16 protein-coding genes are annotated in these 18,164 nt (G+C 66.6%); 13 read left to right on the top strand and 3 right to left on the bottom strand.

Translation table 11 applies throughout. The annotated features are described in order from the left end of the window. Positions 1 to 20: 20 nt before the first annotated feature. The 3 genes from I6J77_RS05295 to map form a co-directional block, all read right to left on the bottom strand. Positions 21 to 470, bottom strand: a complete 450-nt coding sequence (locus I6J77_RS05295) for a CopD family protein (RefSeq protein WP_204110824.1) — start codon at positions 468 to 470, stop codon at positions 21 to 23. A 60-nt stretch (positions 471 to 530) separates the two neighbouring features. Next, positions 531 to 3,164 (bottom strand): [protein-PII] uridylyltransferase, encoded by a 2,634-nt coding sequence (glnD, locus tag I6J77_RS05290; RefSeq protein ID WP_204110823.1) that lies wholly within the window; start codon positions 3,162 to 3,164, stop codon positions 531 to 533. A gap of 84 nt (positions 3,165 to 3,248) precedes the next feature. Then, positions 3,249 to 4,013 (bottom strand): type I methionyl aminopeptidase, encoded by a 765-nt coding sequence (map, locus tag I6J77_RS05285; protein WP_056764248.1) that lies wholly within the window; start codon positions 4,011 to 4,013, stop codon positions 3,249 to 3,251. Between the two features lie 315 nt (positions 4,014 to 4,328). Between map and rpsB the strand changes: the two genes are divergently transcribed. The 13 genes from rpsB (at position 4,329) to lpxB (ending at position 18,156) form a co-directional block, all read left to right on the top strand. Continuing rightward, on the top strand, positions 4,329 to 5,192 hold the full coding sequence (gene rpsB, locus I6J77_RS05280) for a 30S ribosomal protein S2 (protein WP_204110822.1): 864 nt from the start codon (positions 4,329 to 4,331) through the stop codon (positions 5,190 to 5,192). 102 nt (positions 5,193 to 5,294) lie between these two features. Next, on the top strand, positions 5,295 to 6,173 hold the full coding sequence (gene tsf / locus I6J77_RS05275) for a translation elongation factor Ts (protein WP_056717954.1): 879 nt from the start codon (positions 5,295 to 5,297) through the stop codon (positions 6,171 to 6,173). A 189-nt stretch (positions 6,174 to 6,362) separates the two neighbouring features. Continuing rightward, entirely contained in the window at positions 6,363 to 7,085 is a 723-nt protein-coding gene (gene pyrH, locus I6J77_RS05270) for a UMP kinase (protein WP_007804467.1), read from the top strand. Between the two features lie 72 nt (positions 7,086 to 7,157). Continuing rightward, positions 7,158 to 7,715 (top strand): ribosome recycling factor, encoded by a 558-nt coding sequence (frr, locus tag I6J77_RS05265; RefSeq protein WP_007804466.1) that lies wholly within the window; start codon positions 7,158 to 7,160, stop codon positions 7,713 to 7,715. Between the two features lie 17 nt (positions 7,716 to 7,732). Then, positions 7,733 to 8,473 carry a polyprenyl diphosphate synthase gene (uppS, locus tag I6J77_RS05260; RefSeq protein WP_204110821.1) on the top strand — a complete coding sequence of 247 codons (741 nt, stop codon included), beginning with the start codon at positions 7,733 to 7,735 and terminating at the stop codon, positions 8,471 to 8,473. Positions 8,474 to 8,482: 9 nt separating this feature from the next. Continuing rightward, complete coding sequence (locus tag I6J77_RS05255; protein WP_204110820.1) at positions 8,483 to 9,301, top strand: phosphatidate cytidylyltransferase; 819 nt, start codon at positions 8,483 to 8,485, stop codon at positions 9,299 to 9,301. 1 nt (position 9,302) lies between these two features. Then, on the top strand, positions 9,303 to 10,478 hold the full coding sequence (locus tag I6J77_RS05250; RefSeq protein ID WP_204110819.1) for a 1-deoxy-D-xylulose-5-phosphate reductoisomerase: 1,176 nt from the start codon (positions 9,303 to 9,305) through the stop codon (positions 10,476 to 10,478). A 36-nt stretch (positions 10,479 to 10,514) separates the two neighbouring features. Further along, positions 10,515 to 11,861, top strand: coding sequence for an RIP metalloprotease RseP (gene rseP, locus I6J77_RS05245; RefSeq protein WP_204110818.1), 1,347 nt, complete (start codon positions 10,515 to 10,517; stop codon positions 11,859 to 11,861). A 198-nt stretch (positions 11,862 to 12,059) separates the two neighbouring features. Beyond that, positions 12,060 to 14,486 carry an outer membrane protein assembly factor BamA gene (gene bamA / locus I6J77_RS05240; RefSeq protein ID WP_204110817.1) on the top strand — a complete coding sequence of 809 codons (2,427 nt, stop codon included), beginning with the start codon at positions 12,060 to 12,062 and terminating at the stop codon, positions 14,484 to 14,486. Positions 14,487 to 14,601: 115 nt separating this feature from the next. Next, a complete protein-coding gene (gene lpxD, locus I6J77_RS05235; RefSeq protein ID WP_204110816.1) occupies positions 14,602 to 15,630 on the top strand; it encodes a UDP-3-O-(3-hydroxymyristoyl)glucosamine N-acyltransferase in 1,029 nt (342 codons plus the stop codon). Continuing rightward, positions 15,623 to 16,096, top strand: coding sequence for a 3-hydroxyacyl-ACP dehydratase FabZ (gene fabZ / locus I6J77_RS05230; protein WP_007804453.1), 474 nt, complete (start codon positions 15,623 to 15,625; stop codon positions 16,094 to 16,096). The genes lpxD and fabZ overlap by 8 nt, the downstream gene beginning before the upstream one ends. After that, positions 16,093 to 16,866, top strand: a complete 774-nt coding sequence (lpxA, locus tag I6J77_RS05225) for an acyl-ACP--UDP-N-acetylglucosamine O-acyltransferase (RefSeq protein WP_007804451.1) — start codon at positions 16,093 to 16,095, stop codon at positions 16,864 to 16,866. Before fabZ ends, lpxA begins: the two co-directional genes overlap by 4 nt. A gap of 63 nt (positions 16,867 to 16,929) precedes the next feature. After that, complete coding sequence (gene lpxB / locus I6J77_RS05220) at positions 16,930 to 18,156, top strand: lipid-A-disaccharide synthase (protein WP_204110815.1); 1,227 nt, start codon at positions 16,930 to 16,932, stop codon at positions 18,154 to 18,156. Positions 18,157 to 18,164 lie beyond the last annotated feature (8 nt).

Here is an 18,164-nt window from a genome sequence, read left to right as displayed (position 1 = left end):
CCTCTCCACTCAACTCCTGCTCAGAACGGCTTGGCGAGCACCAGCCAGATCACGCCCAGCAGCAGCAGCACCGGCAGTTCATTGAGCCAGCGCAGGGCCTTCGATGACGGCAGCGCCGCGCCCTTCGCGTTGTTCTTGAGCATGCGGCCAGCCCAGATGAAATACGCCAGCAGCAGCGCCACCAGGGTCAGCTTGGCGTCGATCCAGTGCATGCCCGAGGCGACGTTCGGCAAGCTCTGCGGAAACACCCGCCAGCCCTGCCACAGGGTCAGGCCGAACACGAAGGCGAGGCCGAACATGTTGTGGCCGAATTTGTACAGGCGCCGCCCCATCAGCTGCAATCGCGCCTGCACCACGGGTTCGCCAGCGCTTTCGGCCAGGTTCACCAGGATCCGTGGCAGATAGAACACCGTGGCCATCCAGGCCATCACGAACAACAGGTGCAGCGACTTGATCAACAGATAGGTCATGACGGAAACGGATGGCCGCTGCGGCATGCAGCGAAGGGGATGATAACGCGGCGCCGCCGCTCAGGCCGATGCGGGACCCATGCGCTCCAGCAGGGCCTGCAGCAGCCGCTGCTGGATGCCTGCATCGAGCGGTGCGTCATGCCGGTCGGTGAGCTGGAAGAAGTCCTCGACGCGTTCGCCGAACGTGGCGATGCGGGCGTCGTGCACGCGCACCCCGGTGCTCGACATCACCTGGGCCACCGCGGCCAGCAGGCCTGGCCGATCGGTGCCGACCAGCGCCAGTTGGGTCCGGTCGCCGGCGGCGTGGAAGCTGATCTTGGGGGTCATCTGGAAATGTTTCTGATGGCGCGACATGCCGCGCTTGCTCGGTTGCACGCCCGCCGACTGCGCCAGTGCGCGTTGCAGCCGCTGCTGCAATTCCTGGGCACGTGCTGCGCTGACCGGCTGCTGGCTGTCCGCATCGAGCAGCAGGAAGGTGTCCAGCGCCATGCCGGTCGACGAGCTGAGGATGCGCGCCTCCATCACCGAGAAACGCAGGCGATCCAGCACGGCGGTCACCGTGGCGAACAGGCCATCCCGGTCGGGCGTGCAGACGAACAGTTCGGTACTGCCGCGCACTGAAAGCGGATGCACCGCCACCAGCGGCACCGCTCCATCGGCCTGCAGGATGGCCGCAGTCTGCCACGCGATCTGCTCGGGCCGATGACGCAGGAAACTGAGTTGGGGGAAGTCGGCCCATACGCGGATCACGTCGGCCTCGGCAAACCCCTGGTCCAGCAGCAGCGCCAGTGCGTATTCGGAACAGTCGCGCACGCGCTGGCCGATGTCGCGCGGCAGCTCGACGTCGCTGCGCAGCGCATAGCGGGTGCCGGTGTAGAGATCGGCCAGCAGGCGATCCTTCCAGCCGTTCCACAGGCGCGGGCTGGTGCCGATGATGTCCGCCACGGTGAGCAGGTAGAGCTGGCCCAGTTGCTCGCGGTTGTCGACCACCTCGGCGAAACGGTGCACCACGTCCGGGTCGGTGATGTCCTGACGCTGCGCCGTGGTGCTCATCAGCAGATGGTGGCGCACCAGCCAGGCGACGCGCTCCACATCGGCGGGCGGCAGCCCGAGGCGGCTGCAGAAGGTCCGCGCATCCTCCTCGCCCAGCAGCGAGTGATCGCCGCCGCGCCCCTTCGCGATGTCGTGGAACAGGCCGGCCAGCAGCAGCACCTCGGGCGTGGGCAGGCTGGCCCATATCTCGCAGCCCAGCGCGAACTCGCGTTGCGCCGCGGGGTCGGCGAACCGCGCCAGGTTGCGCAGCACGCGCAAGGTGTGTTCGTCGACCGTGTAGACATGGAACAGGTCGTACTGCATGCGCCCGAACACCTTGCCGAACGCGGGCAGGATCGCCGCCAGCAGGCCGTGCCGGTTCATCCGCCACAACGCCTCCACCGCCGGCGCACCGCGACGCAGCAGTCGCAGGAAGGCGGCCAGCACCTCGCGATCATCGGCCAGTGCATCGCCATGCACGGCGGTGGCCTGGTGGATGCGGCGCATGGAGTCGGCGGTGAAGCCGACCACGCCCGGCTGGTCCAGCCGGGCGATGAAGATCTCCACCAGCGCGGCCGGGCGGCGCATGAACAGCTGCGGATCGATCGCCGCCAGGCGCGATCCGTAACGCACGAACGCCTCCCCCACCGGCAAGGCCTCGCCGGGCGATTCCAGCATTTCCTCGAACCGTTCGGCCACCTGCACGCCCAGCCGCTCCACCTGGCTGGCGGCGCGGTAGTAGCCCTGCATGAATTGCTCGACGCCCAGGTTCTTGGCGTGCTCGTCCTCGAAGCCCAGGCGCTCGGCCAGTGCCCGCTGGTAGTCGAACAGCAGCCGCTCCTCGGCGCGTCCGGCCTCCAGATGCAGCGCATAGCGATAGCGGCGCAGGGTCGCCTCGGACTCCTCCAGCACCGACTGCTCCGCCGGGTCGAGCAGGCCTTCGGTGACCATGTCGGCAAGATCGTTGGCGTGCGCCAGCCGCAGGCCCATCCAGCGCAGCGAGTCGAGCGTGCGCAGGCCACCCGGGCCATCCTTCAGATTCGGCTCGAGGTTGTAGGCGGTGTCGTCGTAACGGGCGTGGCGCGCATTGCGTTCGGCCAGCCGCGCGGCCAGGTACTCGCGTGGCGGCCACAGCGCCGGATCGTCGACGATCGCGCGCAGCACACCTTCCATTTCCGGATCGCCCGCCAGCCGACGCGCATCCAGCAGGCTGGTGAACACGCTGGCGTCCCGGGCGGCGAGTGCGCGGCACTGGGCCGGATCACGCACCGCATGGCCGACCTTGAGGCCGATGTCCCACAAGGTGGCGAAGCACTGTTCGAGGGCACGCAGGCGCGCCGGCTCCGACGCCCCGGTCAGGGCCAGCAGATCCACGTCGGAGCAGGGAAACAACAGGCCGCGGCCGAAGCCGCCGACCGCGAACAACGCGGTGCCGCCGACCTCACCCAGGCAGGCCATCCACACGTGCGCCACGACCCGCGCCACCGATTCGCCGCGACGGCGCGCCAGCGCACTGGCGTCGGCGCCGTCGCGAAACGCCGTGGCCAGCGCCCGGTCGACGTCGCCCAGCAGTTGCCGCAACGCCCGCCGCGCCTCGGCCGAAACGCCGGAGCGCGGCACGGCCACGGGCAGGCGCGGCAACGGGGGAAGCGTTGGATTCATTGGAGCCGGAAGCAAATGGCAAGGAGTGAGAGGGGCAGTCTGCCATGCCGCGACGGCCCGCTCCGTATCCCGCATCCCGGCTTCTCAGGCATCCGGCCAGGCGGTGAGGATCTCGAAGCCGTCGTCGGTCACCGCGATGGTGTGTTCCCACTGCGCCGACAGCGAGTGATCGCGGGTCACCACGGTCCAGCCGTCCGGCAATTGCCGCGTCTGCGGCTTGCCGGCGTTGACCATCGGCTCGACGGTGAACGTCATGCCCTTCTTCAGCTCGATCCCGGTGCCGGGCTTGCCGTAGTGCAAAACCTGCGGCTCGTCGTGATAGACCTTGCCGATGCCGTGACCGCAATACTCGCGCACCACCGAGAAGCCGGCCGCCTCGGCGTGCTGCTGGATCGCATGGCCGACGTCGCCCAGCGTCGCGCCGGGGCGCACGGCCTGGATGCCGCGCATCATCGCCTCGAAGGTGGTGTCCATCAACCGCTTGGCCAGCACCGACGGCGTGCCGGCGACATACATGCGGCTGGTGTCGCCGTGCCAGCCATCCTTGATCACGGTGACGTCGAGGTTGACGATGTCGCCGTCCTTGAGCACCTTGCCCTCGTTCGGGATGCCATGGCAGATCACATGGTTGACCGAGGTGCACAGGGTCTTGGGAAATCCGTGGTAGCCGACGTTGGCGGGGATCGCCTTCTGCACGTTGACGATGTGCTCGTAGGCGAGCCGGTCGAGCTCCTCGGTGGTGACGCCGGGCTTGACGTGGTCCTTGAGCATGGCCAGCACTTCGGCAGCCAGCCGGCCGGCAACACGCATGCCTTCGAGGTCTTCGGGGGATTTCAGGGTAATGGCCATCGGTTCCACTCATGTGGCGGCAAAAGCCAAATAAATCCAGCGACTTGCCGCACCGCCGGCGTACCGGCTACAATTTCGGAGTTTTGCAGGCCCTGCAGCTCGATATCTGGAGCAGCCAGCGCAAAGCGAACGGGAATTGTAACCCTCCGCGGGACAACTCCCAAACCAACGCCACACACGCATCGGCACCGCCTTCGGGGTGCCGCGCCATGCCCACCCACAAAATCGGGCAAGTCGCGGTCGAAGCCGGGGATGCGTGGAGGTCCCAACCCCCAGGTTCCTTCTCGAGGGAACCGACAATCGGAGCGACACCCCATGGCACAAGTCACCATGCGTCAGATGCTGGAAGCCGGCGTCCATTTCGGTCACCAGACCCGTTACTGGAACCCCAAGATGGCCCCGTACATCTTCGGCGCCCGCGGCAAGATCCACATCATCAATCTCGAAAAGACCCTGCCGCTGTTCACCGACGCGATGAATTTCCTGTCGGGCCTGGCGCAGAAGCGCGGCACCATCCTGTTCGTCGGCACCAAGCGTTCGGCCCGTGAACCGCTCGCCGAAGAGGCCGCACGCGCCGGCATGCCGTTCGTCACCTCGCGCTGGCTCGGCGGCATGCTGACCAACTTCCGCACCGTGAAGCAGTCCGTTTCGCGCCTGAAGGAACTGGAAGCGGCCGAGACCGACGGTTCGTTCGACAAGCTGGTCAAGCACGAAGTGCTGGCCCGTCGCCGTGAGCGCGACAAGCTGCAGGCCTCGCTGGGCGGCATCAAGGACATGAACCGCCTGCCCGACGCGCTGTTCGTGATCGACATCGGCCACGAAGACATCGCCGTGCAGGAAGCCAAGAAGCTGGGCATCCCGGTGATCGCCGTGGTCGACACCAACTACAACCCGGAACTGGTCGACTACGCCATCCCGGGCAACGACGACGCGATCCGTGCGATCCAGCTGTACGCCCGCGCCGCTGCCGACTCGATCCTGGAAGGCAAGGCCGCCGCGCCGGCCGCCGCCCAGGGCGACGGCAACGACTTCGTCGAGCTGGACGAGGAAGGCAACCCGGTCGCCAAGGTCGATCGTCCGCGCCGCGAGGCTGCCCCGCGCAAGTCCGCCCCGCGCCGCGAAGGCGGTCGTGATGGTGGCCGTGACGGCGGTCGTGGTTCGCGCAACGACGCCAGGTAAGCGCGCCGACGGCGGTCACCGGCCGCCGTCAGGCCCTGCCCGAGATCACCGCGCGTTGGCGTCCGTTCGCCACCGCGCCATCCAAGCATTAGAGGATTGACGATGAGCAATATTTCCGCACAACTGGTCAAGGAGCTGCGCGAGCGGTCCGGCGCCGGCATGATGGAATGCAAGAAGGCCCTGGTCGAGAACAACGCCGACATCGAAACCGCGATGGAATGGCTGCGCAAGTCCGGCCTGGCCAAGGCTGACAAGAAGGCCAGCCGCATCGCTGCCGAAGGTCGCATCGTGGCCGCCCAGAGCGCCGGCAAGGCCGTGCTGGTCGAGATCAACTGCGAAACCGATTTCGTGGGCAAGGACGCGAGCTTCCTGAAGTTCAGCGACACCGTCGCCGACGTCGCGCTGAACTCCGGCGCCGCCGACATCGACGCACTGAAGGCCGCCGCCTACCCGGGCGCCAGCAATGTCGAGGAAGCCGCCAAGAGCCTGATCGCCACCATCGGCGAAAAGATCGACGTGCGCCGCATGGCGGTCGTCAAGAATGACGGCGTGATCGGCAGCTACACCCACGGCGGCCGCATCGGCGTGCTGGTGGCGCTCAAGGGTGGCTCCGAAGAGCTGGCCAAGGGCATCGCCATGCACGTGGCGGCGATGAACCCGGCGCACATCCGCGCCGAGGACGTCCCGGCCGAATTCCTGGCCAAGGAAAAGGAGATCGCGCTGAGCCTGATGTCCGACAAGGAAAAGGCCAAGCCGGCCGACATCCTCGAGAAGATCATCTCCGGCAAGGTGCAGAAGATCGTCTCCGAAGTGACCCTGCTGGGCCAGCCTTATGTGCTGGACACCAACGTCACCGTGGCCGACGCGCTGAAGAAGGAAGGCGCCGACGTCATCTCGGTGGCTCGCCTGGCGGTTGGCGAAGGCATCGAGAAGGTGCAGGAAGACTATCTGGCCGAAGTGGCCAAGGCGATGCAGGGCTGAACCCCCGGCAAGTCGTTGCACAACGAAAAGGCCGCGAGCAATCGCGGCCTTTTTCATTCCCTGGCGCCTGAAACCATGGCCCCGCTTCCCGATTCGCGGAAAATTTCGCGGATGGCCACGGCGAACGCCCCGACCACGGGCCGCTGCCGCTACAATAAGCCGGTTTACCCCACACAATCCGGAGCCCCCATGAGCGACCAGCCCAAGTACCGCCGCATCCTGCTCAAGCTCTCCGGTGAAGCCCTGATGGGCGATGCCGACTACGGCATCGATCCCAAGGTGATCGGCCGGCTGGCCGATGAAATCATCGAGGTGCAGAAGACCGGCGTGCAGATCGGCATCGTGATCGGCGGCGGCAACATCTTCCGCGGCGCCGGCCTCGCCGCCGCCGGCATGGACCGGGTCACCGGCGACCACATGGGCATGCTGGCCACCGTGATGAACGCGCTGGCGATGCAGGACGCGATCGAGAAGCGCGGCGGCTACGCGCGAGTCACCAGCGCGATCCAGATCCACGACGTGGCCGAGGATTACATCCGCCGCCGCGCCATTCGCCACATCGAGAAGGGCCGCATCGTGCTGTTCGCCGCCGGCACCGGCAATCCGTTCTTCACCACCGATTCCGCGGCCGCCCTGCGCGCGGTGGAGATCGGCGCGGACCTGCTGCTGAAGGCGACCAAGGTCGATGGCGTGTACACCGCCGACCCGGCCAAGCATGCCGACGCGACCCGTTATGACCGGCTCGGCTACGACGACGTGATCGAGCGCAAGCTGGCGGTGATGGACACCGCCGCGATCGCCCTGTGCCGCGACCAGCAGATGCCGCTGCGCATCTACGACATGACCGTGGCCGGCAACCTGATGCGGATCATGCGCGGCGAGTCGATCGGCACCCTGGTCGACGGCGGCTGACCGCGCCGCAACAAGCCGCCACGGCGGCCACTGCTATAATCACGCGTTGCACGATTCACCGGGAAGCACGACATGCTCAATGACATCAAGAACGATGCGCAGACCCGCATGGGCAAGAGCATCGACTCGCTCAGGCACGACCTCACCCGCATCCGCACCGGCCGCGCCAGCACCTCGCTGGTGGACGGCATCAAGGTGTCCTATTACGGCTCGGACATGCCGCTGGCGCAGGTCGCCTCGGTGTCGCTGTCCGATGCGCGCACCATCCTGATCACGCCATGGGAAAAGAACATGGTGGCGCCGATCGAGAAGGCCCTGATGGCTTCGGACCTGGGCATCACGCCGACCACCGCCGGCACCGTGATCCGCCTCAACATGCCCGCGCTGACCGAGGAGCGCCGCCGCGAGCTGGCCAAGCTGGTTGGCCACGAAGGCGAGAACGCCAAGATCGCGATCCGCAACGTCCGCCGCGACGCCCTGCAGCAGGTCAAGGACCTGCTCAAGGAAAAGCTGATCACCGAGGACGAGGACCGCCGTGTCGACGACGAGATCCAGAAGCTCACCGATCGCGCGGTGAAGGACGTCGATGTCGTGGTCAAGGCCAAGGAAGAGGAGCTGATGGCGCTCTGAGCGTCATCGCCCCCATCATGCCCGGCGCCGACGTCGCCCAGGTGCCGCGCCACATCGCCATCGTGATGGATGGCAACGGGCGCTGGGCGAAAGCACGGCATCGCCCCCGCAGCTTCGGCCACAACGCCGGCCGCAAGGCCGTGCGCGAAGTGATCGAGGCCTGCCTGCGCGAAGGCGTGAAGGCGCTGACCCTGTTCGCGTTCTCCAGCGAAAACTGGCAACGCCCGCAGGAAGAAGTGGGCGCGCTGATGGGGCTGTTCGTGCGGGCACTGGACAAGGAAGTGGACGAACTGCACGGCCACGGCGTGCGGCTGCGCTTCATCGGCAATCTCGACGCCTTCGAGGCGAACCTGCGCGAGCGGATGCAGGCGGCGATGGCGCGCACCGCCGGCAACGACCGGCTGCAGGTGAACATCGCGGTGAGCTACGGCGGCCGCTGGGACATCGTGCAGGCCAGCCGCCAAGCCGCCGCCGCGGTGGCTCGCGGCGAATTGCGCGCGGACGACATCGATGAGGCCCGACTTGGCCGGTGGATGAGCCTGGCCGAACTGCCGCCGCTGGACCTGTTCATCCGCACCGGCGGCGAATGCCGCATCAGCAACTTCCTGTTGTGGCAGGTCGCGTACGCCGAGCTGTACTTTACCGATACCTTGTGGCCCGATTTCGACCAGGCTTGCCTGCGCCGGGCCATCGAAGACTATGCCCGCCGGGAGCGCCGTTTTGGCCGTACCGGCGAGCAGGTCACCCCAGTTTCCTAGAGGATTCCCATGCTGCTTCAGCGCATTCTCACCGCCCTGGTGCTCGCGCCGCTGGCGATCCTGATCATCCTGCTGCCGTCCACCGGCATCTTCGGTGCGATCGTCGCGCTGGCCTTCCTCGCCGCCTGGTGGGAATGGGCCCAGCTGAGCGGACTGAAGAACCGTTCGGCGCGGATCGTGCTGCTGCTCGCGGCTGCCGGCGTCTTCATCCTGCTCTGGCTTGCCCGGGGCAGCGCATGGACACCGTGGCTGCTCGCCGTCGGCGTGGCCTGGTGGGTGGTGGCCTGCCTGTGGCTGCGCCATTTCACGTTCGGCGCCGCGCCCACGCGCGAGAACCTGACCTTGAAGCTGATCGCCGGCGTCTTCGTGATCTTCCCCACCTGGGTCGCACTCACCAGCATCCACGGCCGCCTGCCGCACGGTCACTGGTGGACCCTGCTGGCCCTGGTGATCGTGTGGGCCTCGGACATCGGCGCGTATTTCAGCGGCCGCACCTTCGGCAAGCGCAAGCTGGCGCCGCAGATCAGTCCCGGCAAGACCTGGGCCGGTGCATACGGCGCGATGGTCGCCGGCGTGCTGGTCGCCGATGTGGGTGGCTGGCTGCTCGGCGTGCGCGGGAGCTCGCTGCTTGCGCTGGCGGTGCTGGCCGCTGCCACGGTGGCGATATCGATCGTGGGCGACCTGCTGGAAAGCCTGATGAAGCGGCACGCCCAGGTAAAGGATTCGGGCAGCATCTTTCCCGGCCACGGCGGCCTGATGGATCGACTGGACAGCGTATTCGCCGCGCTGCCGGTGTTCGCCGCCGGCCTGCTGTTGCTGGACATCTGACATGCAGGACATTGCCGTACTCGGCGCCACCGGCTCGATCGGTGGCAGCACGCTCGACGTGATCGCGCGTCACCCCGGGCGCTTTCGTGCCACGGTGCTGACGGCGCACCGCCAGGTCGAGGCCCTGGTCGACTTGTGCGTGAAACACCGGCCCGAACTGGCGGTGATCGCCGATCCTGCGCTGGAAGGCGAACTGGCCCGTCGCCTGGGCGCCGCGGGGGTGCGTTGCGAGGTGGCCAGCGGCCATGCCGCGCTGACCACGGCCGCTTCCGGCCAGCTGTGCGACACCGTGGTGGCCGCCATCGTGGGCGCCGCGGGACTGGAGTCCACGCTGGCCGCCGCGCGCACGGGCAAGCGCCTGCTGCTGGCCAACAAGGAATCCATCGTGATGGCCGGCCCGCTGCTGCTGGAGGCCGTCGCCACCGGCAAGGGCGCGCTGATTCCCGTCGATTCCGAACACAACGCGATCTTCCAGTGCCTGCCCGGCGGCCGACCCGAGCTGGCTCGAAGTGGCGTGCGCCGGCTGGTCCTGACTGCCTCGGGTGGCCCGTTCCGCGGCCGCACGCGGGCCGAACTGGCCGGCATCACGCCGGACCAGGCCTGCAAGCACCCGAACTGGGTGATGGGGCGCAAGATCTCGGTCGACTCGGCCACCCTGATGAACAAGGGCCTGGAAGTCATCGAGGCCCACCACCTGTTCGCCGCGCCGGCCGAGGTCATCGACGTGGTGGTGCACCCGCAGAGCCTGATCCACTCGATGGTCGAGTACGTCGACGGCTCGGTGCTGGCCCAGCTGGGCAACCCGGACATGCGCACCGCGATCGCCCATGCCCTGGCCTGGCCGGAACGGATCGAGTCCGGCGTGCCTTCGCTGGACCTGGCCCGGTGCGCCCCGCTGCAGTTCGAGCCGCCGGACCTGGTCACCTTCCGCTGCCTGGCGCTGGCCTTCCAGGCCTTGCGTGCCGGCGGCGACGCCCCCGCCGTGCTGAACGCGGCCAACGAGGTCGCCGTGGAAGCCTTCCTCGGCGGCGCACTGCCCTTCCTGTCGATCGCCGACGTGGTCGAGTCGGTACTTGCGGAACTGCCGGCGCAAGCCGTGGTCGATGTTGGAACGCTTTGTGAACGCGACCGCATGGCGCGGGAGGCCGCCCGGCGCGTCCTGCGCAATGCTTGCTGATATTCTTGCTCCGATGACTTTCTGCCCCGGTACTTGATGACTTCCTTCTTCGGCTCGGTGTTCTGGTTGCTGGTCACGCTCGGCGTGCTGGTGACCTTCCATGAGTTTGGCCATTACTGGGTCGCGCGCCGCTGTGGGGTCAAGGTGCTGCGCTTCTCGGTCGGTTTCGGCAACGCGATCTGGAAACGCATCGGCCGCGACGGCACCGAATACCAGATCGCCGCGATTCCGCTGGGCGGTTACGTCAAGATGCTGGACGCCCGCGAGGGCGAGGTCGACCCCGCGTTGCAGTCGCAGGAATTCACCGGCAAGTCGGTGTGGAAGCGCATCGCCATCGTCGCCGCCGGCCCGGGCTTCAACCTGATCTTCACCGTCGCCGCGTTCTGGCTGATGTTCATGCTGGGCCGGCCCGATGCCGCCCCGCTGGTCACCGCCACGCCGCAGAGCATCGCCGCCAGGGCCGGCATCCAGCCTGGTGACCGCATCCTCCGCGTCGATGGCGAAGAGGTAGGCACCTATACCGATGCGATGGACGGCGTGGTCAACGCCCTGCTCGGGCGTTCGCCGCTGCCGCTGACCGTTCGGGGCACCGATGGTCGCCAGCGCGAACTGGTGTTGCCGCTGGACGAACTGCCCGCCGGCGAAGGCGTGGCCAGCTATCTGGATCAACTGGGGCTGAAGCTGGCCTCGTCCCCGGCGATCGCCGCCAGCGTGCTGCCCGGCATGCCGGCGGCACTTGGCGGCATGCAGGGCGGCGACCGGATCGTCTCGATCAACGGCCAGCCGGTGAGCGACTACGCCGCGTTCCAGAAACTGGTGCCACTCGAGGCCGCAAAATCGCCGCACCTGAAACTGGCGATCGAACGGGGCGGCAAGCCACTCGTGCTGGCGGTCGACGCGCGGCACGAATCCATCGAAGGCCAGCCGGTCAGCTGGATCATCGGCGTCAATGGCCCCGGCCCCGAACAGGTCACCTTGCGTTACGGGCCGATCAGGGCGTTTTCCGCCTCGCTCGACGCCACCTGGCGCAATACCGCGCAGACCTTCAACCTGATCGGCAAGATGATCAGCGGCCAGGCTTCGACCAACAACCTGTCCGGCGTGATCGGCATCGCCTCGGTGGCCAACCAGTCGGCCAGCATGGGCCTGCCCTGGTTCCTCAACTTCCTGGCGCTGGTTTCGCTGAGCCTGGCGATCCTCAACCTGCTGCCGATCCCGGTCCTGGATGGCGGGCACCTGCTGTATTATCTTGTGGAGTTGGTCAAGGGCAGTCCGGTCAGCGAACAGACGATGGTGGTCGGCCAGTACATCGGCATCGCCTTGCTGTTTACCCTGATGGGGCTGGCTTTCTACAACGACATCCATCGCATGCTGCCGTCGTGATGCCGACGCACGGCGACAACGGGATCACGATGACAGGCCTGACTGCGCCAGCCGCGGCAAGCTGCAGCGGTGTTTCAGGTCGCTCCCTGTCTCGGCAGGGTGCGTTTCTTTTTCGGGAAGGGGTTCGTCCCTGCCCCTTGCTCTTGATCGGGGCGGCCGCGCTGGCCGCTTCATCGAAATAACCCAACGGAATCGACGATGAAGCGTATCGCCGCGCTGATCCTGCTTGCCTCCCTCTCCGCCAATGCGTTCGCGTTCGATCCCTTCGTGGTGTCGGACATCCGCATTGACGGCCTCAGCCGGATTTCCGCCGGTACCGTCTACAACTATCTGCCGATCAACAAGGGCGACCAGCTGACCAACGACGGGGCGCAGCGCGCCATCCGCGCGCTGTACCAGACCAAGTTCTTCAGCGACGTCGAGATGGATCGCGAAGGCAGCATCCTGGTGATCAAGGTGGTCGAGCGCCCCTCGATTGCCAAGCTGACCCTGCGCGGCAACAAGGACATCAAGACCGACGACCTCAAGAAGGGCCTGAAGGAGATCGGCCTCACCGAGGGCGAGACCTTCGACCGGCTGGCGCTGGACAACGTGCAGCAGGAACTGATCCGGCAGTATTACAACCGTGGCAAGTACAACGTTTCGGTCGAACCCCACGTGACCCGGCTGGATCGCAACCGCGTCGCCATCGAGATCGAGATCCGCGAAGGCAAGGCCGCCAAGATCAAGGAATTGAACATCCTCGGCAACCATGCCTTCAGCGACAAGGACATCCGCGAGGGTTTCGAATCGGACACCAGCAGCTGGATGTCCTGGTATTCGAAGGATGACCAGTATTCGCGCGAAAAGCTGTCCGGCGACCTCGAGAAGCTGCAGTCCTACTACATGGATCGCGGCTACGCCGACTTCGGCATCGACTCCACCCAGGTAGCGATCGCACCGGATAAGCGTTCGATGTACATCGACGCCAGCATCAAGGAAGGCGAGGTCTATACGGTCAGCGACGTGAAGTTGCTGGGCGACCTGATCCTGCCTGAAAAGACCATGCGCTCACTCGTCTTCACCAAGGCGGGCGCTACCTTCAATCGTGCCGCGATCGAAGCCAGCAGCAAGGCGATCAAGGCGGTACTGGCCAACATCGGCTATGCCTATGCCAAGGTCACGCCGATTCCCAAGCTGGACAAGGAAAAGCGCACGGTCGACCTGACCATGTACATCGAGCCCGGCCAGCGCGTCTACGTGCGCCGGGTGATCTTCCAGGGCAATACGCGCACCGAGGACGGCGTGCTGCGCCGCGAGCTGCGCCAGCTGGAGGGTTCCTGGTATTCGCAGGCCGCCATCGACCGTTCCAAGGTCCGCCTGCAGCGGCTGGGCTACTTCAAGACGGTCGACATCGACAAGACGCGCGTCCCGGGCACCCAGGACAAGGTGGACGTCACCGTCAAGGTGGAGGAGCAGTCGGCCGGCAGCATGCAGTTCGGCATCGGCTACTCGCAGTACTCCGGCATCATCCTGAATGCCTCGGTGTCGCAGAACAACCTGTTCGGCACCGGCGACAGCTTCTCGATCAGCGGCGAGCGCAGCACGTACTACACCCGCCTTGGACTGAATTACTACAACCCCTACCTCACCGACAGCGGCATCGGCATCGGCTACAGCGCCTCGTACTCGAAGACCGACTACGGCAACACCGACTTCGCCAACTACGCGACAAGCACGACAAGTTTCTCCTCCTATCTCGGCATTCCGATCAGCGAAACCGACGGCTTGCGCGTGGGCCTGGGCATCAGCAGCAACAAGGTCAACCTGTACCCGGGCTACAGTCCGCTGGTGCTGATCGACTACCAGAACGAGATCGGCAACAAGACGATCCACACCTGGACCGGCACGCTGGGCTGGAACCACGACACCCGCAACGGCTACTGGGCGCCGACCCGCGGCGGCCTGATCTCGGCCTCGACCGACGTCGCCCTGCCCGGCTCGACCGTGCAGTACTGGAAACTCAACACCGAACTCAACCACTACTGGCCGATCGGCAAGGGCTTCGTGCTGTATCTGGATGGCCAGGTCGGCTACGGCAAGACCTATGGCAAGAACGGCCTCAGCGACGATGCCTACGATGCGCTGGCCGCGGCCAGCAAGGCCGACAATGTCAACCAGGGCCACATCATCACCGACATGCGCCAGGACCTGCCGTTCTGGCAGAACTACTACGCCGGCGGCGTGCGCGACGTGCGCGGCTTCCAGGACAACACCCTGGGTCCGCGCGTGTGCATCGATGGCAGCACGCCTGATGCCAAGGGCATGTGCAACAACGGCGCCTACTACTCCCAGCCGATCGGCGGCGCGTTCAAGGTCCTGGGCACGGCCCAGGTCTTCCTGCCGTTGCCGTTCCTGAAGGACGTCAACACCGCCCGCGTGTCCTGGTTCATGGACGTCGGCAACGTGTACAAGGACTACAAGAGCTTCGATGCCTCCGAACTGCGCGCATCAACCGGTCTCTCGCTGCAGTGGCAGGCGCCGATCGGCCCGCTGATCATCAGCCTGGCCGTGCCGTTCCGCTCCAAGGACGCCGATCGCCATTACGAGGAACGCATCCAGTTCACCTTCGGCAGCCAGTTCTGATTCCATCCGGAAGTGGATCGGAAAGCGCGGCCCGGCCGCGCTTTCTTTTGCCGGAAGGGTCGACTGCACGCCGCGCCGCCACCCTCTACAATGGCCGGCAGGTTCCGGAGCAAGCATGAGCACAATCCATTACACGGTGGCCGGGCTGGCCGAGCGGTTCGGCCTGGTCGCAAGCGGCGATGGCGCGCGGGTGATCGACGGCGTCGGCACTCTGGCGGGCGCCGGTCCCAGCCAGCTCAGCTTCCTGTCCAACAGCAAGTACAGCGGCCAGCTGGCAGCCACCCGCGCCGGCGTGGTGGTGTTGCGCGAAGCGGACCTGGCCGCGTGCCCGACGGCGGCGCTGGTCGCCTCCGATCCCTATGTGGCCTACGCGAAACTTGCCGCCCTGTTCGAACGGATGCCTGCCGCCGCGGCGGGCATCCACCCCAGCGCCGTGGTGGCCGACAGCGCGCAGGTCGATCCCGGCGCCAGCGTCGGGCCGGGCTGCGTTGTCGGCGAGCGTGCGGTGATCGCGGAGGGAGTGGTACTCGGTCCACACTGCATCGTCGGCGAGGACTGCACGGTCGGCGCGCATTCGCGGCTGGTCGCCCGGGTGACCCTGGTGACCCGGGTCACGCTGGGCCAGCGCGTGCTGGTGCACCCCGGTGCGGTGATCGGCTCGGACGGCTTCGGCCTGGCCTTCGACCGGGACCACTGGATCAAGCTGCCCCAGCTCGGCGGCGTGCGCATCGGCGACGATTGCGAGATCGGCGCCAACACCACGATCGACCGCGGCGCACTGGACGACACCGTGCTGGAAGAGGACGTACGGCTGGACAACCAGATCCAGATCGCCCACAACGTGCACGTCGGCGCGCACACCGCGATGGCCGGCTGCGCCGCGGTAGCCGGCAGCGCCAGGATCGGCCGTTACTGCATGATCGGCGGCAACGCCGGCGTGCTTGGCCATCTGGAACTGGCCGACCGGGTTACCATTACCGCCAAGAGCCTGGTCACGCATTCGATCCGCGAACCTGGCGAATATTCATCGGGCGTGCCCCTGCAGGACAACCGCCAGTGGCGGAAGAATGCGGCGCGCTTCAAACATCTGGACGAGTACGCGCGTCGACTGTCGACGCTGGAGAAGGACAGCGACAATGAGTGAAAACAGCGACTTCATGACCCTGCCGATCGATGTGGAGCAGATCCGGGAATTGCTCCCCCACCGCTACCCGTTCCTGCTGGTGGACCGAGTGATCGAGATCGTACCCGAGGTCAGCGTGGTCGCGATCAAGAACGTGACCATCAACGAGCCGTTCTTCCAGGGCCATTTCCCCAGTCATCCGGTAATGCCCGGCGTACTGATCATCGAGGCGATGGCGCAGGCCGCCGGCCTGCTGACCCAGGTCAGCCGCCACATGAAGGGCGACAAGGTCAGCCCGCTGTTCTACCTGGTCAAGGTCGACAACGCGCGCTTCAGCGCCCCGGTGGTTCCCGGCGACCAGTTGCGCATGGAAGTCAGCCTGAAGCGGCTGATGCGCGGCATGGGCATCTTCGAGGCCCGCTCCCTGGTCGATGGCAAGGAAGTGGCCAGTTGCGAATTGATGTGCGCCGCGAGGTCGGGCAAATGATCCATCCCACCGCATTGATCGACCCCTCCGCCATCATCGGCGCCAACGTCAGCATCGGCGCGTACAGCGTGATCGGTGCCGAGGTGGAGATCGGCGAAGGCACCGTGATCGGGCCGCATGTGGTGATCGAGGGTCCGACCCGGATCGGCCGCGACAACCGGATCAACCAGTTCGCCTCGCTGGGTGGCGATCCGCAGGACAAGAAGTGGCAGGGCGAACGCACCGAACTGGTGATCGGCGACCGCAACCTGATCCGCGAATTCACCACGATCAACCGCGGCACCGGTGACGGTGGCGCGATCACCCGGCTCGGCAACGACAACTGGGTGCTGGCGTACGTGCACATCGCGCACGACTGCCAGATCGGCAACAACGTGGTGTTCTCCAACTACTCGGCGCTGGCCGGGCACGTCAGCATCGGCGACTGGACGATCCTGTCCGGCTACTCCGGCGTGCACCAGTTCTGCAAGGTCGGCGCGCATGCGTTCATCGGCATGGGCTGCCTGGTCGGCCACGACGTGCCGCCGTTCGTGATGATGGCCAACGAACAGCACGGGCGCCCGCGGGGCATCAACAGCGAAGGCCTGAAGCGCCGTGGTTTCGACGCGCCGCGGATCGCCGCGATCAAGCGCGCCTACCGCACCCTGTACATGGCCGGCCTGTCGCTGCCCGAAGCCCGCGAAAAGCTGGCCGAACAGGCGCGCGAAAGCGACGACGTGCGCGCCATGCTGGAGTTCCTCGACCACAGCGAGCGGGCGCTCGCCCGATAAGCGCATCGCGCTTATCGGGAAATCAAGCACGCGCTCTGGCTCTCGCCTCACGAAGGAGACGAAATGCAAAACAGCGACGTCTCCACGCAAACGCCCCTGATCGCCATCATTGCCGGCGAAGACTCCGGCGACCAGCTCGGCGCCGACCTGATCGCCGCCTTGCGCCGACGCTATCCGCAGGCGCGCTTCGTGGGCATCGGTGGCGCGCGCATGCAGCGCGAAGGCTTCGAGTCCTGGTACGACATCCACGAGTTGTCGCTGTTCGGTTTCAGTGAAGTCATCCTCCACCTGCCCCGGCTGCTGCGCCTGCGCAAGGCGCTGGTCGCGCGCCTGTTCGAGCTGAAACCCGACGTGGTGGTCGGCATCGACGCGCCGGATTTCAACCTCGGTGTGGAGCAGCGCCTGAAACAGGCCGGCCTGCTGACCGTGCACTACGTCAGCCCGTCGGTATGGGCGTGGCGCGAGAAGCGTGCCGAGAAGATCGGCCGTAGCGCCCATCGGGTGCTCTGCCTGTTCCCGATGGAACCGGCGATCTATGCGAAGCACGGCATCGATGCGCGCTTCGTCGGGCATCCGCTGGCCGACCGTTTCGCCCTGGTATCTGACCGCGTGGGCGCGCGTGACGTGCTGCAGTTGCCGCAACAGGCGCCGGTGCTCGCCGTGCTGCCCGGCAGCCGGCTTTCCGAATTGAGCCGGCTGGGCCAGCCGTTCATCGCGGCCGCCAGTCGCGTCGCCGCGGCCGTCCCGGGCCTGCGCGTGGTCATTCCCGCGGCCAACGCCCGGGTCCGCGCGAAGCTCGACGCGCTGCTCGCCCACGTCCCCCAGGGCGAATCCCGCCCGCTGCTGCTCGACGGCCATGCGCACGAGGCGATGCTGGCGGCCGACGTGGTGCTGCTGGCGTCGGGCACCGCCACGCTGGAGGCGATGCTGGCCAAGCGGCCGATGGTGGTGGGCTATCGCGTGGCACCGATGAGCTATCGCATCGCCCGCGCGCTGAAGATGCTGAAGACCGACATCTATTCGCTGCCGAACATCCTGGCACGCGCCAGCGGCATCGATATCGGTGGCGGCCTGCTGGTGCCGGAACTGATGCAGGACGACTGCACCGCGGAGAACCTCGCTGCTGCCACCCTGGCGCTGTTCAAGGACAGCGAGCGGCGTGGCGCGGTGGTCGCCGCCTTCGAGCAATTGCACCAGGCGCTGCGCGGCGGGCTGGACGATCAGGCCGGCGATCGCGCCGCGGCGGCCATCGCCGAGCTGATCGATGCACGGAATCCCAGCCATGGCTGAGCGTTCCG

The organism is Rhodanobacter sp. FDAARGOS 1247, assembly GCF_016889805.1.
Lineage (GTDB): Bacteria > Pseudomonadota > Gammaproteobacteria > Xanthomonadales > Rhodanobacteraceae > Rhodanobacter.
The sequence above is the reverse complement of the archived record's forward strand: the minus strand, read 5'-3'. Positions and strand labels throughout refer to the sequence as shown.

Excerpts from the sequence above, each read along its gene's own strand:
- glnD (WP_204110823.1), bottom strand. The coding sequence starts at position 3,164 with ATGAATCCAACGCTTCCCCCGTTGCCGCGCCTGCCCGTGGCCGTGCCG.
- tsf (WP_056717954.1), top strand. The coding sequence starts at position 5,295 with ATGAGCAATATTTCCGCACAACTGGTCAAGGAGCTGCGCGAGCGGTCC.
- frr (WP_007804466.1), top strand. The coding sequence starts at position 7,158 with ATGCTCAATGACATCAAGAACGATGCGCAGACCCGCATGGGCAAGAGC.
- I6J77_RS05250 (WP_204110819.1), top strand. The coding sequence starts at position 9,303 with ATGCAGGACATTGCCGTACTCGGCGCCACCGGCTCGATCGGTGGCAGC.
- fabZ (WP_007804453.1), top strand. The coding sequence starts at position 15,623 with ATGAGTGAAAACAGCGACTTCATGACCCTGCCGATCGATGTGGAGCAG.
- I6J77_RS05295 (WP_204110824.1), bottom strand. The coding sequence starts at position 470 with ATGACCTATCTGTTGATCAAGTCGCTGCACCTGTTGTTCGTGATGGCC.
- map (WP_056764248.1), bottom strand. The coding sequence starts at position 4,013 with ATGGCCATTACCCTGAAATCCCCCGAAGACCTCGAAGGCATGCGTGTT.
- uppS (WP_204110821.1), top strand. The coding sequence starts at position 7,733 with ATGCCCGGCGCCGACGTCGCCCAGGTGCCGCGCCACATCGCCATCGTG.
- lpxA (WP_007804451.1), top strand. The coding sequence starts at position 16,093 with ATGATCCATCCCACCGCATTGATCGACCCCTCCGCCATCATCGGCGCC.
- lpxD (WP_204110816.1), top strand. The coding sequence starts at position 14,602 with ATGAGCACAATCCATTACACGGTGGCCGGGCTGGCCGAGCGGTTCGGC.
- rseP (WP_204110818.1), top strand. The coding sequence starts at position 10,515 with ATGACTTCCTTCTTCGGCTCGGTGTTCTGGTTGCTGGTCACGCTCGGC.
- I6J77_RS05255 (WP_204110820.1), top strand. The coding sequence starts at position 8,483 with ATGCTGCTTCAGCGCATTCTCACCGCCCTGGTGCTCGCGCCGCTGGCG.
- bamA (WP_204110817.1), top strand. The coding sequence starts at position 12,060 with ATGAAGCGTATCGCCGCGCTGATCCTGCTTGCCTCCCTCTCCGCCAAT.
- lpxB (WP_204110815.1), top strand. The coding sequence starts at position 16,930 with ATGCAAAACAGCGACGTCTCCACGCAAACGCCCCTGATCGCCATCATT.
- rpsB (WP_204110822.1), top strand. The coding sequence starts at position 4,329 with ATGGCACAAGTCACCATGCGTCAGATGCTGGAAGCCGGCGTCCATTTC.
- pyrH (WP_007804467.1), top strand. The coding sequence starts at position 6,363 with ATGAGCGACCAGCCCAAGTACCGCCGCATCCTGCTCAAGCTCTCCGGT.